A 13,416-nucleotide genomic window follows, 5' to 3' on the forward strand; every position below is an offset into this window, starting at 1 on the left:
GTAGCAGCTAGTCGCTTACGTGAGAGTGAGACCTGCCACGGTCATTTTCGCGTCATCTCGGCGACTCATCGCAGTCATGAAAGGCTTCCAAGATAAATCATGAACCTCTTTTCCCTGACACAGGTCGACTCCCATGCAAACCCTGACACGCTCCCTGCTCGCCGGCGGCGTCGCCGTCGCCGCTCTCACCGTCGGCATCTCTCAGGCCCAGGCCGAGTTCTCCCTGAGCGAGCGCTACACCGATAACGATGGCGATCTGGTGTCCGATATCCCCGCGGACGAGAGCCAGTGGCTCGACCCCGACACCCTGGTGTTCGCCTATACCCCAGTCGAGGACCCCGCCGTCTACGCCGAAGTGTGGGATGGCTTCCTCGAGCATATGGAGGGGGTCACCGGCAAGACGGTGCAGTTCTTCCCGGTGCAGTCCAACTCCGCCCAAATCGAGGCGATGCGCGCCGGGCGACTGCATGTGGCCGGCTTCAACACCGGCTCCAATCCCTTGGCCGTGGCATGTGCCGGCTATCGGCCCTTCACCATGATGGCCGCCGAGGACGGCAGTTTCGGCTACGAGATGGAGATCATCACCCATCCCGGTTCCGGCATCGACGAGGTCGAGGACATCCGCGGCCGTACCCTGACCCACACCTCCGAGACCTCCAACTCCGGCTTCAAGGCGCCCACCGCGCTGATGGCCTCCGAGTTCGATATGGTCTCCGGCGAGGACTATGAGGTCGACTTCTCCGGCAAGCACGACAACTCCGTGCTGGGCGTGGCCAACCAGGACTACGCGGTGGCCACCGTCGCCAACTCGGTCAAGAACCGCATGCTAGACCGTGGCGTGATCGACGCCGACAAGCTCGAGGTGATCTACCAGTCCGACACCTTCCCCACCACCAGCTACGGCACCGTCTACAATCTGGCGCCCGAGCTGCAGGAGGCGATCCAGGAGGCCTTCTTCAGCTTCGAGTGGGAAGGCAGCGCACTGGCCGAGGAGTTCGGTCGCAACGGGGAGGAGCAGTTCATTCCCATCTCCTTCAAGGAGCACTGGGCGGTGATCCGCCAGATCGACGAGGCCAACGGCGTCGAATACGACTGCAACTGAGCCTCAAGCCAGGGAAGGCGCGGGCGCCATGCCGCCCGCGCCTTCGCGTCGATGAGTCACAGGGGAGAACCCGCCACGTGCTGACCCTCAACCAGCTGACCAAGGCCTATAGCGTCGGCGACCCGGCACTGCGCGACGTGACCTTTCGCGTCCCGCGAGGCCAGGTCGTCGGCCTGATCGGCCCCTCGGGGGCCGGCAAGTCGACCCTGATCCGCTGCATCAACCGCCTGGTAGAGCCTTCCAGCGGCGCGATTTACCTGGACGAGACCGACCTGACCTGCCTGGGCAGTCGCGAGCTGCGACGAGCGCGGCGGCGCATCGGCATGATCTTCCAGGAATACGCCCTGGTGGAGCGACTGACCGTCATGGAGAACGTGCTGTCCGGCCGCCTGGGATACGTGCCCTTCTGGCGCAGCTTCACGCGGCGCTTCCCGGGCCAGGACATCGAGAATGCCTACCGCCTGCTCGATCGGGTGGGCCTGCTGGCACATGCCGACAAGCGCGCCGATGCCCTCTCGGGGGGTCAGCGCCAGCGGGTGGGCATCGCCCGCGCTCTGGCCCAGGAGCCAGAGCTGCTGCTGGTGGATGAGCCCACCGCGAGCCTCGACCCCAAGACCAGCCGCCAGATCATGCGGCTGATCACCGAGATCTGCGCCGAGCGCCAGCTGCCGGCCATCGTCAACATCCACGATGTGCCGCTGGCCCAGCAGTTCGTCGACCGACTGGTGGGACTTCGCGCCGGGCGGATGGTGTTCGATGACACGCCAGACCGCCTCGACGAGGCCATGCTCACCGAGATCTACGGTGCCGAGGACTGGACGGCCATGGACCAGGAGGACGACGAGCCCGAATCCAGCAGCGATGCACAGATCTCCCTGCGGCTGCCGGGGGCAGCGACATGACCGCGAACACCGCCTATCCGCGCCGCTGGAAGCGCCCACCGCAGCTGATCACGACCCGACGCTGGCGGCTGACCCTGCCGTTGCTGGTCATGGCCTACCTGGTGCTGGCGCTGGGCTCATTGGAGATCGACGTCGGCCGCGTCGTCGAAGGCCTGTCGCGCGGCGCACGCTTCATTCAGGGCTTCTTGCAGCCGGACTTCGTGAGCCGCTGGCAGGATATTCGTCAGGGGCTGATCGAGAGCCTGACCATGACACTCACCGCCACGGTGGTGGGCGTGCTGATCTCGGTGCCCATCGGCATCGGCGCGGCCCGTAACCTGTCACCGCGCCCGGTCTATCTGGTGTGTCGTTCAATCATCGCCGTCAGCCGTTCGCTGCAGGAGATCATCATCGCCATCTTCCTGGTCGCCATGTTCGGTTTCGGTCCCTTCGCCGGCTTCCTCACGCTGGCCTTCGCCTCCATCGGCTTCGTCGCCAAGCTCCTCGCCGACGACATCGAAGAGGCCAGCGCCAGCCAGATCGAGGCCATCCGCGCCACAGGTGCCAGCGGCCTGCAGCTGATCCATTACGCCGTTCAGCCACAGGTCATGCCGCGACTGATCGGCCTGTCGCTCTATCGCCTGGACATCAACTTCCGCGAGAGCGCGGTGATCGGCATCGTCGGCGCCGGGGGCATCGGCGCCACCCTCAATACCGCCATCGACCGTTACGAGTACGACAGTGCCGGCGCCATCCTGCTGCTCGTCATCGCCATCGTCATGCTCTCGGAGTATGGCTCCAGCTACCTCAGGAAGTACCTGCAATGAGCGCTCTCGACACAGGCCCCGGGGAGCCCCCCCACTATTCTCAGGTCTGGACCTTTCGCACGCCGCGTGCCCGCCTCGCGCTGTGGGTCGGCTGGGTGGCGCTGGTGGCACTGTTCGTCTGGTGCTGGCAGATAATGAACGAGAACACGCTGTGGATCTTCGTCACCGACGCGTCCAGCCAGGCTGCCGACATCGGCAGTCGCATGTTCCCGCCCGAGCTGGCCTACCTGCCCGAACTGCTGATGCCGCTCTGGGATACCCTCAACATTGCCACCCTGGGCACCGTGGGCGGCGTCATCCTGGCCGTACCGGTGGCCTTCCTGGCGGCGCGCAACACCACACCCTCGGCGCTGCTGATTCGGCCCTTGGCACTCTTCATCATCGTCAGCTCGCGCTCGATCAACTCGCTGATCTGGGCCCTGCTGCTGGTGGCGATCATCGGCCCGGGCCTGCTCGCCGGCATCGTCGCCATCGCCCTGCGCTCCATCGGCTTCGTCGGCAAGCTGCTGTATGAAGCCATCGAGGAGACCGATGCCCGCCAGGTCGAGGCAGTGACGGCCACGGGCGCCGGTCGGGCCCAGGTGATCCACTACGGCATCGTGCCGCAGGTACTGCCCGCCTTCTGGGGCATCTCGATGTTCCGCTGGGACATCAATATCCGCGAGAGCACCATCCTCGGGCTGGTGGGTGCCGGCGGCATCGGCATGAAGCTGCAGTCCTCCATCGACACCCTGGCCTGGTCCCAGGTGGCCACCATCCTGATCGTGATCCTCGGCACAGTGGTGGTCAGCGAGACGCTCTCGGCCAAGGTCCGCCGTGCATTGATCTGAGCCGGCAAGCACGGTGACCAGGGTGCCGCCACGATATCTCTCCTGCGGTCTGCTACCGTGGCAGCATCCCTCCCTCACCCTGCCGGCGATCTCCAAGCCCGCTTCCTGACCTTTCTCGGCTAGATCCGCGCATTGCCCTGGTCTGGATGCAACTGCCCATGGCCGCCGCCAGGCATCTCCAAATCTGAACTCCCAGCGAGCTCTCGCCAGCCTTCCAGCGTGCTCTCCCGATCAGCGCAAGCGTCGCCCTTCGGTTGACAGCATTGAATATATATGATTTTCCATATATCGTAGCATCGCTGCGGCATGCGCCCAATGACCAAGCCTGTCTCGATGGAGACACCATGAACCTAGTGCGCTGGAGGAAAGGAGACACCGCGTGACGACCCACCCCCTGGACGACCTGCCCAACATCGACCGCGAGCGCTTCCGGGTGCCCGATGCCGCCAGCCTGGGCATCCACGTGGACAGTGAGCATGCCCGCGCATCCTGCTGCTCTAGGGCTCGCTGCGAAGCCGCTACTTCAGCCGTCTGGCGGTGGAGGAAGCCGCGCGACTGCAGCGAGGCGCTCACCGACCGCTACTCCGAGCGCAAGGAGTCGGTCGAGCAGCTCTCTGCACGGGTCAACCAGCGCGCCATCTGACGGGAGTCACACCATGAGCACTCGACAGGAATCACAGTCTCCCAGCACCTCGGAGGGCATGGGACTCTTCGAGCGCTTCCTCTCGCTATGGGTGGCGCTGGCCATCGTCGCCGGGGTACTTCTCGGGCAGTTTGCCCCGGCAGTACCCGAAACGCTGTCGCGCTTCGAATATGCCCAGGTCTCGATCCCGGTGGCGATCCTGATCTGGGCGATGATCTTCCCGATGATGGCGCAGATCGACTTCTCCGCCGTGCTCGGGGTGCGCCGCCAGCCCAAGGGGCTCTTGATCACCACCACGGTGAACTGGCTGATCAAGCCCTTCACCATGTTCGCCATCGCCTGGTTCTTCCTGACGGTGGTGTTCGCCCCGCTGATCCCGGAGCCCCTGGCCAGCCAGTACCTGGCCGGCGCCATCCTGCTGGGGGCCGCCCCCTGCACCGCCATGGTCTTCGTGTGGAGCTACCTGACCCGCGGTGATGCCGCCTACACCCTGGTGCAGGTCGCCCTCAACGACCTGATCATGCTGTTCGCCTTCGCCCCCATCGTGGTCTTCCTGCTCGGCGTCTCCAACATCCAGGTGCCTTGGGATACGGTCGCCCTGTCGGTGGTGCTCTATATCGTCATCCCGCTGGCCGCCGGCGTCGTGACCCGGCGCACCCTGATCGCCCGCCGCGGCAGCGAATGGTACGACCACGTCTTCATGAAGAAGGTGGGGCCGATCACCCCCATCGGGCTGATCATCACCCTGGTGCTGCTGTTCGCCTTCCAGGGTGAGGTGATCCTCGAGGCGCCGCTGCATATCGTGCTGATCGCCATCCCGCTGATCCTCCAGACCTTCCTGATCTTCTTCATCGCCTATGGCTGGGCCAAGGCGTGGAAGGTACCCCACAGCGTGGCCGCCCCCGGGGCGATGATCGGTGCCAGCAATTTCTTCGAACTGGCCGTGGCCGCCGCCATCGCGCTGTTCGGGCTACAGTCCGGCGCAGCACTGGCCACGGTGGTGGGCGTGCTGGTGGAGGTGCCGCTGATGCTGGCGCTGGTGCGCATCGCCAACAGGACCCGACACCACTTCCCCGAGGCACCGGCCCAGGCTACCTCCGAGGCAAGAGGCTGACCCATGGCCATCGAGATCAGCGACCGGGCCCGCGAGTGGCTGAGGAAACATGGCGGCGTGGCCATGGTGCGCCTCTCGCCCCGTCATGGGTGCTGTGGCGGCAGAGCGGACATTGCGGTGGCCGAGGCCAGGACACCGGATGCACCGGAGTACTTCACGCGCCTCGAGCGTGATGATGTGGTGCTCTATATCGATCCGACGCTGGTCGATCAGGGCCTGACACTCGACGTCGAGGGCTTCCGGGGCCTTCGACATCTCTTCGTGGACGGTGCGTCGTTGTCCAGATAGCAAGCCCTCGCGGCTTGCACCGAAGCATTTTCCCAGTGAGGATCAGGCGATGACTGCGACTCTCCTGCGGCGCTACCCGCTGCTCACCATCGTGCTGGCCCAGCTGTTCGGCACCTCGCTGTGGTTCTCCGTCAACGGCGTGGGACTGTCGCTCTCCCGCGACCTGGGCGTTTCCGAGGCGGACCTGGGCCGACTGACCCTCACCGTGCAGGCAGGCTTTATCGCCGGCACCCTGTTCATGGCCATCTCCGGCCTGGCCGACCGCTTTCGTGCCAGCCGCATCTTCGCCGCCGCCTGCCTGGCCGGCGCCCTGGCCAACGCCGGCTTCGTGCTGGTAGCCGACCAGTGGCCCCTGGCGATCGCCCTGCGCCTGCTGACCGGTCTCTGCCTGGCGGGCATCTACCCGCTGGGCATGAAGCTGGTGATAGGCTGGACGCCCCGGTATACCGGGGCAGCGCTGGCCTGGCTCGTCGGCATGCTGACCCTCGGCACCGCCCTGCCCCACCTGCTGCGCGGCGCCAGCCTGGGCCTGGCCTGGGAGTGGTCGTTGCTGGGTGCTTCCGTCCTTGCTGTACTCGGCGGGATAGGCATCTTCGTCCTGGGAGATGGCACGCATCTGCCACCGTCGAGGGGCAAGACACGACTACTCGATGGACTGGCCGCCTTGCGAGAGCCCCGCTTCCGCGCCGTGGCCAGCGGTTACTTCGGCCATTGCTGGGAACTCTATGCCCTGTGGACGCTTACCCCCTTCCTGGTCGCCCGCGAGGTGGCGCGGCTCGGCACAGCCGAGGCTTGGGTTCCCTGGCTGTCGTTTACCGTCATTGCGCTGGGATTTTTGGGCTGTGTCGGTGGCGGGCAGCTCAGCCGCCGTCTCGGCAGCCTTTGGGTGGCGCGTCGAGCGCTGGCCGCTTCCGGGCTGATCTGCCTGGCCTACCCGCTGATGACCTGGCTGCCGCCAGGGCTGCTGCTCACCCTGCTGGCGCTGTGGGGACTCACCGTGATCGCCGACTCGCCCCAGTTCTCGGCGCTGGCCGCGGCCAGCGCACCACGCGAGCGAGTGGGCTCGACCCTGGCGGTGATGAACGCCGTGGGCTTCGCCCTGACCATCCCGGCCATCTCGCTCACCACCACCCTGTGGGAACTCCAGGGCACCTGGGTACTGTGGTGGCTGCTGCCGGGGCCGATTCTCGGGCTGATGGCGCTCCAGCCACTGCACCGCCAGGACCCCCTCGCCTCAGGAGATGTCTGACCGTGCGCCGTGCCTTTCCCTGCATCGAGTCCGCCTGGCAAGCCCATCGAGATGAACTCAGGGGCTTCCTGATCCGACACAGCGGCGACCAAGACACTGCCGATGACCTCCTCCAGAGTGTCTATACCCAGGCGCTGACTCACCGCCAGCAGTTCTGCAAACTGGACTCCCCCCGGGCCTGGCTGTTTCGCGTGGCCCGCCATCAGTGGATCGACCAACAGCGTCGAGACAGACGCTGGACGGACCAGCCGCCCCCCGAGATCGCCGAGGAGTCGCCACCGACGTCTCCCCTGGTGAGCCTGATCAACTGCATCGAACACGCCATGCCCCATCTCGAGGCGAAGGATCGCGATATCCTGAGGCGCTGCGACCTGGAGGGCCTCCGCCAGGCCGACTACGCCGACGACCATGGCCTGCGCCTCCCGGCCACCAAGGCGCGTCTACGTCGGGCCCGACAGCGGTTGCGCCAGCGTCTTATCGCTCAATGCGGCATCGTCTTCGACGAGAAGGGGGATATCTGCTGTCATCGCGCGGACCGAGGATAAACGAGATTTTTCGCATCGTGCCTGTATCCTTTTGCCTCCTGCTACGTCTTCCTGTGTGACACCGACCTAACTCACAGGGAGAAGATGAACATGCTGGAGGTCTTTACCTGGCTGGCCGACTGGCTGATCTATGGCCTTGCAGGCCTTGACCCCGAGAGCAAGCTCGGCGCATCGCTGCACTTCTTCGTCGAGGACACGACCAAGATCTTCGCGCTACTGGTGGTGATGATCTACGTCATCGCCCTGATGCGTGCCTCACTGAACCTGGAGCGGGTGCGTCACTACATCCAGCAGAAGCATCGTCTGGCAGGTTACGGCCTGGGTGCCGGCTTCGGCGCCATCACGCCCTTCTGCTCCTGCTCGAGCATCCCTCTATTCCTGGGCTTCACCAGCGCCGGTATCCCCCTGGGCATCACCATGGCCTTCCTGTTCACCTCGCCGATCATCAACGAGGTAGCGGTGATCATGCTGTGGAGCCTGCTGGGCTGGGAATTTACTCTGGTGTACATCGTCATCGGCATGGCCGTGGGCATCGGCGGTGGCATGCTCCTCGATGCCCTGAGGGGCGAGCGCTGGTTGGAGGATTTCGCGGCCAAGGCCTACCAGCAGGCCGCCGCGACGCCCCACGACGATGAGCCCGCACCCGAGACGCCCTCCCTCACCCTGAAGGAGCGCCATGCCTTTGCCCGGGACGAACTCAAGGAGATCGTCGGGCGGATCTGGAAGTGGGTGATCATCGGCGTCGCCCTGGGGGCCGGACTGCATGGCTTCGTGCCGGACGGCTGGTTCGCCAACAACCTGGGTAGTGGTCAGTGGTGGAACGTACCCGCCGCCGTACTGGCGGGGCTTCCGCTCTACTCCAACGCCACCGGTGTCATCCCGGTGATGGAGAGCCTGATCCTCAAGGGTTTGCCGGTGGGCACCACCCTGGCCTTCTGCATGAGCACCGTGGCAGCGAGCTTCCCCGAGTTCATCATGCTCAAGCAGGTCATGCAGTGGCGCCTACTGGCCACCATCTTCGTCATCCTGCTAGCCAACTTCATGATCGTTGGCTGGCTCATCAACCTGCTGAGCCCCTGGCTTTTCAGCGGATTCCCATCTTAAAGGAGACACATCATGAAGAAGATCGAAGTGCTGGGTACCGGCTGCAAGAAATGCGTCAGCACCGCCGAACGGATTCAGGCAGTGGCCGGCGAACTGGGCATAGAGGTCGAGGTGGAAAAAGTCACCGACCCGGCCGCGATCATGGGCTACCAGGTCATGTCGACACCCGCTGTGGCCATCGACGGCACGCTCGTTCACAGCGGCAGCGTGCCGGGCCGAGAAAAGATCGAGAGCCTGCTGAGGGCGTGACCCCGGCTACCAGGCCTCGTAAAGCGACGGCATATCCGGCCACCCTCGGACACGGATCGGTTGGCAGCTCAACACATCGCCAAATGTCGCTCCGGCCGATTGCCCATGGCCGCGAGACGTGCGAGAGGGGCCGCCAGGCGGGTGCCTTGTTCCCCAGCGGCCGCTTCCAGGATGGTCTTCACCCAGCCGGGCAGGCTCGCCTCCAGCCCGTAATAGACCCACTGGCCCTCGCGGCGATCGCCGAGCAGGCCGCAGTGGCGAAGCTGCGCCAGGTGGCGGGACACCTTGGGCTGCGACAGGGCCAGGGCATGGGTCAACTCACAGACGCAGAGCTCTCCCTCCCGGTAAATCAACGCGACCAGTGTCAGTCGAGTCTCGTCGGACAGGCATTTGAAGAGATCGAGGGGTTGCAAGGGGCTTACCTCATCGTGGGGATCAACGATTGGCCAGTGTAACCAATCGGGCCTCCCGTGCGCTTCCCGGGCGAGGGATGGCAAAGAGCACCACCGGCACTGGCGGCGCCAGCGCCGACGGCAGTCAGGACCTGGGCTGCCATCAGCCCCCGCCGGGGAGGGCGCATCATGCCGCCTCCCGCGGCAGGGCCAGGGCCATCAGCGCACTGGCCGCTACCAGGGCGGACGAGATCCACAGGCAGGCGGCCAGGCCGTGAACCTGGTAGACCCAGCCGGACAGCAGCGTCCCTAGCAGGCGGCCCATGGCGTTGGCCATGTAGTAGAAGCCCACGTCCATGGAGACGCCGTCGGCGCGGGCGTAGTGGACGATCAGGTAGCTGTGCCAGCTGGAGTTGACGGCGAACAGCACGCCGAAAGCCAGCAGCCCCGCCACCAGCCAACCCACCTCGGCCAGGGGCAGCAGCGCCAGCGCCGCCGGCAGGCCGGCCAGCGCCAGCGCCCAGAAGGCCGTGACGCCGCGCGCCCCACCCTTGACCAGGCCGGTAAGGCGCGGCGCCTGGGTCTGCACCCCGCCGTAGCCGATCACCCAGATGGCCAGCAGCCCCCCTACCGTCCAGTGGCTCCAGCCGTGCTGGTCATAGAGGAACACCGGCAGCGCCACCACGAACCAGACGTCTCGCGCGGCGAACAGGCACAGCCGGGCCGCCGCGAGCACGTTGATGGCCCGCGACTTCGACAACACCTCGGTGAACTTGGGCTTGCGCTTCTGGCGCCCCAGATCGGCCTTGAGCTGGACCAGCGACAGGGCGAGCACCCCCAACAGCATCAATGCCATGGCGATCACGGCGCCACGGAAGCCGATCAGGGTCAGCAGCGCCCCACCCAGGAAGAAGCCGGCTCCCTTGAGCGCGTTCTTGGAACCGGTGAGGATCGCCACCCAACGATAGAGGGCGCTGCCGGCGCTGGGGCTGTCCTTGGGCACCAGCACCTTCACCGCGCTCTTGGCGCTCATCTTGTTGAGGTCCTTGGCGATCCCCGAGAGCGCCTGGGCGGCCATCACCCAGGGCACGGTGAGCGCCGTGGCGGGCACCATCAGCATGGAAAGCGCCACGATCTGCAGGGCGAGACCGACGTTCATGGTGCGGTTGAGCCCCAGACGGGCACCCAGCCACCCCCCTACCAGATTGGTGACCACGCCGAAGGCCTCGTAGAAGAGGAACAGCAGCGCCACCTCCAGCGGCGAATAACCCAGTTGATGGAAGTACAGCACCACCAGCATGCGCAGGGCGCCGTCGGTGAGGGTGAAGGCCCAGTAGTTGCCGGTGATCAGCAGGTATTGGCGCACCTCGAAGGGCAGTGCCCTCAGACGGCCGGCGAGCGAGTTTCCATCAACCACGCCCCACCTTCAGTGCCAGCTCGGCGGTGCGATTGGCATAGCCCCACTCGTTGTCGTACCAGGCGTAGAGCTTCACCTGGGTGCCGTTGACCACCAGGGTCGAGAGGGCATCTATGATCGAACTGCGCGGATCGGTGCGATAGTCGATGGAGACCAGTGGTCGCTCTTCATAGCCCAGGATGCCGGCAAGTGGACCCTCGGCGGCGGCCTCGAGCGCCGCGTTGACCTCCTCGACCGTCACCTCGCGCGCGAGCTCGAAGACCATGTCGGTGAGCGAGGCGTTGGCCAGCGGCACGCGGATGGCGTGGCCGTTCAGCTTGCCCTCGAGTTCCGGGAAGATGGCGGTGATCGCCTTGGCCGAACCGGTGGTGGTCGGAATCAGGCTCATGCCGCAGGCGCGAGCCCGGCGCAGATCCTTGTGCGGAGCATCGAGGATGGTCTGGGTGTTGGTGATGTCATGCACCGTGGTCATCGAGCCGTGGCGGATGCCGAAGGTCTCGTGAATCACCTGGACCACTGGCGCCAGGCAGTTGGTGGTGCAGCTCGCCGCGGTGACGATACGGTGGGCATCGGGGTCATAGGCCTCGTCATTGACGCCTACCACCACGTTGAGCACGCCCTCCTCCTTTACCGGCGCACTTACTACCACGCGCTCGACGCCCTGGTCGAGGTAGGCCTGGAGCGCCTCCGTGCTCTTCATCTTGCCGGAGCACTCGATGGCGACCTGACAGCCGGACCAGTCGCCGTCAGCCAGCACCTTGTGCCCACTGAAGGCAAGACGGTGGCCGTCGATCACGATGGCATCCTCCTCGACCCGGATACCCTGCCCCGGCGACCAGTGGCCGTGCACCGAGTCGAACTCCAGCAGGTGGGCGAAGGTGGCGGCGTCGCCACCCGGGTCGTTGATGCGCACCAGTTCGACCTCGCCCGCCGCGACGCGGGGCCAGAGGCTACGCAGCACCAGGCGGCCGATGCGCCCGAAGCCATTGATGCCGACACGAAGGGTCATGTTGCTCTCCTGTTAAAGACGAAACGCCGGGAGACACCCTCAGGCATCGGCATCCCGGGCCTTGATCTGAAGCCACAGCGAGAGGCGGTGGCGTATCTCGTTGAGGGCCTGTTCGTAGGCGTCGGCACGCTCGATCAGGCGGGGGTCGCGAATATCCCAGTAGAGATGCTCGTCGCTTCCGCCCTGCCAGTCGCGACATGCTTGCTGGGCCTTGTCGCACAGCACGATGACGGCATGAAAATGTTCACCGGCAAAGGCATCCAGCGACTTGCTGGCCAGTCCTTCGGTGGAAATGCCCTGCTTCTTCAATGCCGCCAGGGTCAGAGCAGCGGGTTCATCCGGCTCGCTGCCGGCACTGAAGGCCTCGAACCTATCGCCTGCCAGGTGGCGCAACAGCGCCTCCCCCATCAGCGAGCGGGCGGAATTGGCATTGCATAGGAAAAGAACGCGCTGTTTCGCCATTGGAGACTTCCAAGATATATGGAATATCATATATAACAGCGCCAGATGTCAATTCGGTGACATCCATCAGGGCGCGATGAGCATCCCCAACACGGCCAGCAGCCCGACCACCGCCCAGGCGGGTAGCTGCCAGCGCACCAGCAGCAGGAAGCCGGTCAGTGACAGGGCGAACGGCTCGGGCCCGATGACGACGCCGGTCCAGACCGGGTCGTAGAGCGCGACTCCCAGGATGCCTACCACCGCGGCATTGGCGCCGCGCATCGCCGACTGGGCACCCGCCCGGTGGCGCAGCCGGTTCCAGAACGGCATCACGGCCACTAACAGCAGCAGTCCCGGCACGAAGATGGCCACCAGTGCCAGGGCAGCGCCTTGGGCCCCACCAGGCCCGATGCTCAGCAGGCTGCCGAGGTAGGCCGCGAAGGTGAAGAGCGGACCGGGCACCGCCTGAGCGGCTCCGTAGCCGGCCAAGAAGGACTCCGGAGAGACCCAACCCGACTGCACCACCTCGGCCTCGAGCAGCGGCAGCACCACGTGCCCGCCGCCGAACACCAGGGCTCCGGCCCGATAGAAGGCATCCAGTAGGTCGAGGGTCGGCGAGGCGGTGGAGAGGACCAGCAGCGGCAAGCCCCCCAGCAGGGCAAGGAAGGCCACCAAGGCGAGGCCGCCCGCCCGATGGGACACCGGGAGGACCAGTGGCGCGCGGGACACATCGTCACCATCGGAGCGGCAAAGCGCCAAGCCGGCCAACACTCCCACCAGGATGGCAACCACCTGACCAAGAGGGCCGCCGATCAGCACCACGGTGAAGACCGCGGCAAGCGCGATGCCGGCGCGACGTCGATCCGGACAGAGCCCCTTCGCCATGCCCCACACGGCCTGGGCGACGATGGCCACCGCCGCCACCTTGAGGCCGTGGATCAGCCCCGTACCGAGAGGACCGCCGAACAGGCTCGCGCCCAAGGCGAAGGCCACCAGTAACAGCGCCGAGGGGAGAGTGAAGGCTAGCCAGGCCAGGGCGGCACCCCAGGGGCCGGCGCGCAACAGCCCCAGGGCAAAGCCCACCTGGCTGCTGGCGGGCCCGGGCAGGAACTGGCAGAGCGCCACCAAGTCAGCGTAGTCCGCCTCGGTGAGCCAGCGACGGCGCGTCACGAACTCGTGCCGGAAATAGCCCAGGTGCGCCACCGGGCCGCCGAAGGAGGTCAGGCCCAGCAGCAGGAAGGCTCGGAAGACCTCCCCCGGGCGCCCCGGCCGGCGGGTCCCGCCGTCACGACGCGCCGCCGGCATGTCGAGCCGCTCGCCCACGC

At 65.9% G+C, this 13,416-nt stretch carries 16 protein-coding genes; 11 read left to right on the forward strand and 5 right to left on the reverse strand.

Translation table 11 applies throughout. The features are described 5' to 3' along the window. Positions 1 to 133 precede the first annotated feature (133 nt). From phnD to RSO68_RS03605, 11 genes are all read left to right on the forward strand, one after another. On the forward strand, positions 134 to 1,102 hold the full coding sequence (gene phnD, locus RSO68_RS03555; protein WP_315585465.1) for a phosphate/phosphite/phosphonate ABC transporter substrate-binding protein: 969 nt from the start codon (positions 134 to 136) through the stop codon (positions 1,100 to 1,102). 77 nt (positions 1,103 to 1,179) lie between these two features. Beyond that, on the forward strand, positions 1,180 to 2,004 hold the full coding sequence (gene phnC / locus RSO68_RS03560) for a phosphonate ABC transporter ATP-binding protein (protein WP_315585466.1): 825 nt from the start codon (positions 1,180 to 1,182) through the stop codon (positions 2,002 to 2,004). Continuing rightward, positions 2,001 to 2,810, forward strand: a complete 810-nt coding sequence (gene phnE / locus RSO68_RS03565; protein ID WP_315585467.1) for a phosphonate ABC transporter, permease protein PhnE — start codon at positions 2,001 to 2,003, stop codon at positions 2,808 to 2,810. Before phnC ends, phnE (RSO68_RS03565) begins: the two co-directional genes overlap by 4 nt. Beyond that, the gene (phnE, locus tag RSO68_RS03570; RefSeq protein ID WP_315585468.1) at positions 2,807 to 3,640 is read left to right on the forward strand and encodes a phosphonate ABC transporter, permease protein PhnE; all 834 of its coding nucleotides are present in this window, start codon (positions 2,807 to 2,809) and stop codon (positions 3,638 to 3,640) included. The genes phnE (RSO68_RS03565) and phnE (RSO68_RS03570) overlap by 4 nt, the downstream gene beginning before the upstream one ends. Before the next feature lie 379 nt (positions 3,641 to 4,019). After that, a complete protein-coding gene (locus RSO68_RS03575) occupies positions 4,020 to 4,283 on the forward strand; it encodes a hypothetical protein (protein WP_315585469.1) in 264 nt (87 codons plus the stop codon). Positions 4,284 to 4,296: 13 nt separating this feature from the next. Next, a complete protein-coding gene (gene arsB / locus RSO68_RS03580; protein WP_315585470.1) occupies positions 4,297 to 5,397 on the forward strand; it encodes an ACR3 family arsenite efflux transporter in 1,101 nt (366 codons plus the stop codon). 3 nt (positions 5,398 to 5,400) lie between these two features. Next, entirely contained in the window at positions 5,401 to 5,685 is a 285-nt protein-coding gene (locus RSO68_RS03585) for a CC/Se motif family (seleno)protein (protein ID WP_315585471.1), read from the forward strand. Between the two features lie 49 nt (positions 5,686 to 5,734). Further along, positions 5,735 to 6,934, forward strand: a complete 1,200-nt coding sequence (locus RSO68_RS03590; protein ID WP_315585472.1) for an MFS transporter — start codon at positions 5,735 to 5,737, stop codon at positions 6,932 to 6,934. A 2-nt stretch (positions 6,935 to 6,936) separates the two neighbouring features. Further along, positions 6,937 to 7,479: a sigma-70 family RNA polymerase sigma factor gene (locus RSO68_RS03595; protein WP_315585473.1), complete on the forward strand. Its 543-nt coding sequence runs from the start codon at positions 6,937 to 6,939 to the stop codon at positions 7,477 to 7,479. A 90-nt stretch (positions 7,480 to 7,569) separates the two neighbouring features. Beyond that, complete coding sequence (locus tag RSO68_RS03600) at positions 7,570 to 8,583, forward strand: permease (protein ID WP_315585474.1); 1,014 nt, start codon at positions 7,570 to 7,572, stop codon at positions 8,581 to 8,583. A gap of 12 nt (positions 8,584 to 8,595) precedes the next feature. Next, on the forward strand, positions 8,596 to 8,832 hold the full coding sequence (locus RSO68_RS03605) for a thioredoxin family protein (protein ID WP_315585475.1): 237 nt from the start codon (positions 8,596 to 8,598) through the stop codon (positions 8,830 to 8,832). 68 nt (positions 8,833 to 8,900) lie between these two features. Here the strand turns inward: RSO68_RS03605 and RSO68_RS03610 are convergent, their stop codons facing one another. The 5 genes from RSO68_RS03610 to chrA form a co-directional block, all read right to left on the reverse strand. Continuing rightward, positions 8,901 to 9,245 carry a metalloregulator ArsR/SmtB family transcription factor gene (locus RSO68_RS03610; protein ID WP_315585476.1) on the reverse strand — a complete coding sequence of 115 codons (345 nt, stop codon included), beginning with the start codon at positions 9,243 to 9,245 and terminating at the stop codon, positions 8,901 to 8,903. Positions 9,246 to 9,411: 166 nt separating this feature from the next. Next, the gene (arsJ, locus tag RSO68_RS03615; protein WP_315585477.1) at positions 9,412 to 10,641 is read right to left on the reverse strand and encodes an organoarsenical effux MFS transporter ArsJ; all 1,230 of its coding nucleotides are present in this window, start codon (positions 10,639 to 10,641) and stop codon (positions 9,412 to 9,414) included. Continuing rightward, positions 10,634 to 11,650 carry an ArsJ-associated glyceraldehyde-3-phosphate dehydrogenase gene (locus tag RSO68_RS03620; RefSeq protein WP_315585478.1) on the reverse strand — a complete coding sequence of 339 codons (1,017 nt, stop codon included), beginning with the start codon at positions 11,648 to 11,650 and terminating at the stop codon, positions 10,634 to 10,636. The genes arsJ and RSO68_RS03620 overlap by 8 nt, the downstream gene beginning before the upstream one ends. Positions 11,651 to 11,689: 39 nt before the next feature. Continuing rightward, entirely contained in the window at positions 11,690 to 12,112 is a 423-nt protein-coding gene (locus RSO68_RS03625; protein WP_315585479.1) for an arsenate reductase ArsC, read from the reverse strand. 66 nt (positions 12,113 to 12,178) lie between these two features. Beyond that, on the reverse strand, positions 12,179 to 13,396 hold the full coding sequence (gene chrA / locus RSO68_RS03630; protein ID WP_315585480.1) for a chromate efflux transporter: 1,218 nt from the start codon (positions 13,394 to 13,396) through the stop codon (positions 12,179 to 12,181). Between the last annotated feature and the right edge of the window lie 20 nt (positions 13,397 to 13,416).

This window comes from Halomonas saccharevitans (assembly GCF_032333995.1).
Lineage (GTDB): Bacteria > Pseudomonadota > Gammaproteobacteria > Pseudomonadales > Halomonadaceae > Halomonas > Halomonas saccharevitans.

Excerpts from the sequence above, each read along its gene's own strand:
- RSO68_RS03605 (WP_315585475.1), top strand. The coding sequence starts at position 8,596 with ATGAAGAAGATCGAAGTGCTGGGTACCGGCTGCAAGAAATGCGTCAGC.
- RSO68_RS03620 (WP_315585478.1), bottom strand. The coding sequence starts at position 11,650 with ATGACCCTTCGTGTCGGCATCAATGGCTTCGGGCGCATCGGCCGCCTG.
- phnE (WP_315585467.1), top strand. The coding sequence starts at position 2,001 with ATGACCGCGAACACCGCCTATCCGCGCCGCTGGAAGCGCCCACCGCAG.
- phnD (WP_315585465.1), top strand. The coding sequence starts at position 134 with ATGCAAACCCTGACACGCTCCCTGCTCGCCGGCGGCGTCGCCGTCGCC.
- RSO68_RS03585 (WP_315585471.1), top strand. The coding sequence starts at position 5,401 with ATGGCCATCGAGATCAGCGACCGGGCCCGCGAGTGGCTGAGGAAACAT.
- RSO68_RS03590 (WP_315585472.1), top strand. The coding sequence starts at position 5,735 with ATGACTGCGACTCTCCTGCGGCGCTACCCGCTGCTCACCATCGTGCTG.
- RSO68_RS03600 (WP_315585474.1), top strand. The coding sequence starts at position 7,570 with ATGCTGGAGGTCTTTACCTGGCTGGCCGACTGGCTGATCTATGGCCTT.
- chrA (WP_315585480.1), bottom strand. The coding sequence starts at position 13,396 with ATGCCGGCGGCGCGTCGTGACGGCGGGACCCGCCGGCCGGGGCGCCCG.
- phnE (WP_315585468.1), top strand. The coding sequence starts at position 2,807 with ATGAGCGCTCTCGACACAGGCCCCGGGGAGCCCCCCCACTATTCTCAG.
- arsB (WP_315585470.1), top strand. The coding sequence starts at position 4,297 with ATGAGCACTCGACAGGAATCACAGTCTCCCAGCACCTCGGAGGGCATG.
- RSO68_RS03625 (WP_315585479.1), bottom strand. The coding sequence starts at position 12,112 with ATGGCGAAACAGCGCGTTCTTTTCCTATGCAATGCCAATTCCGCCCGC.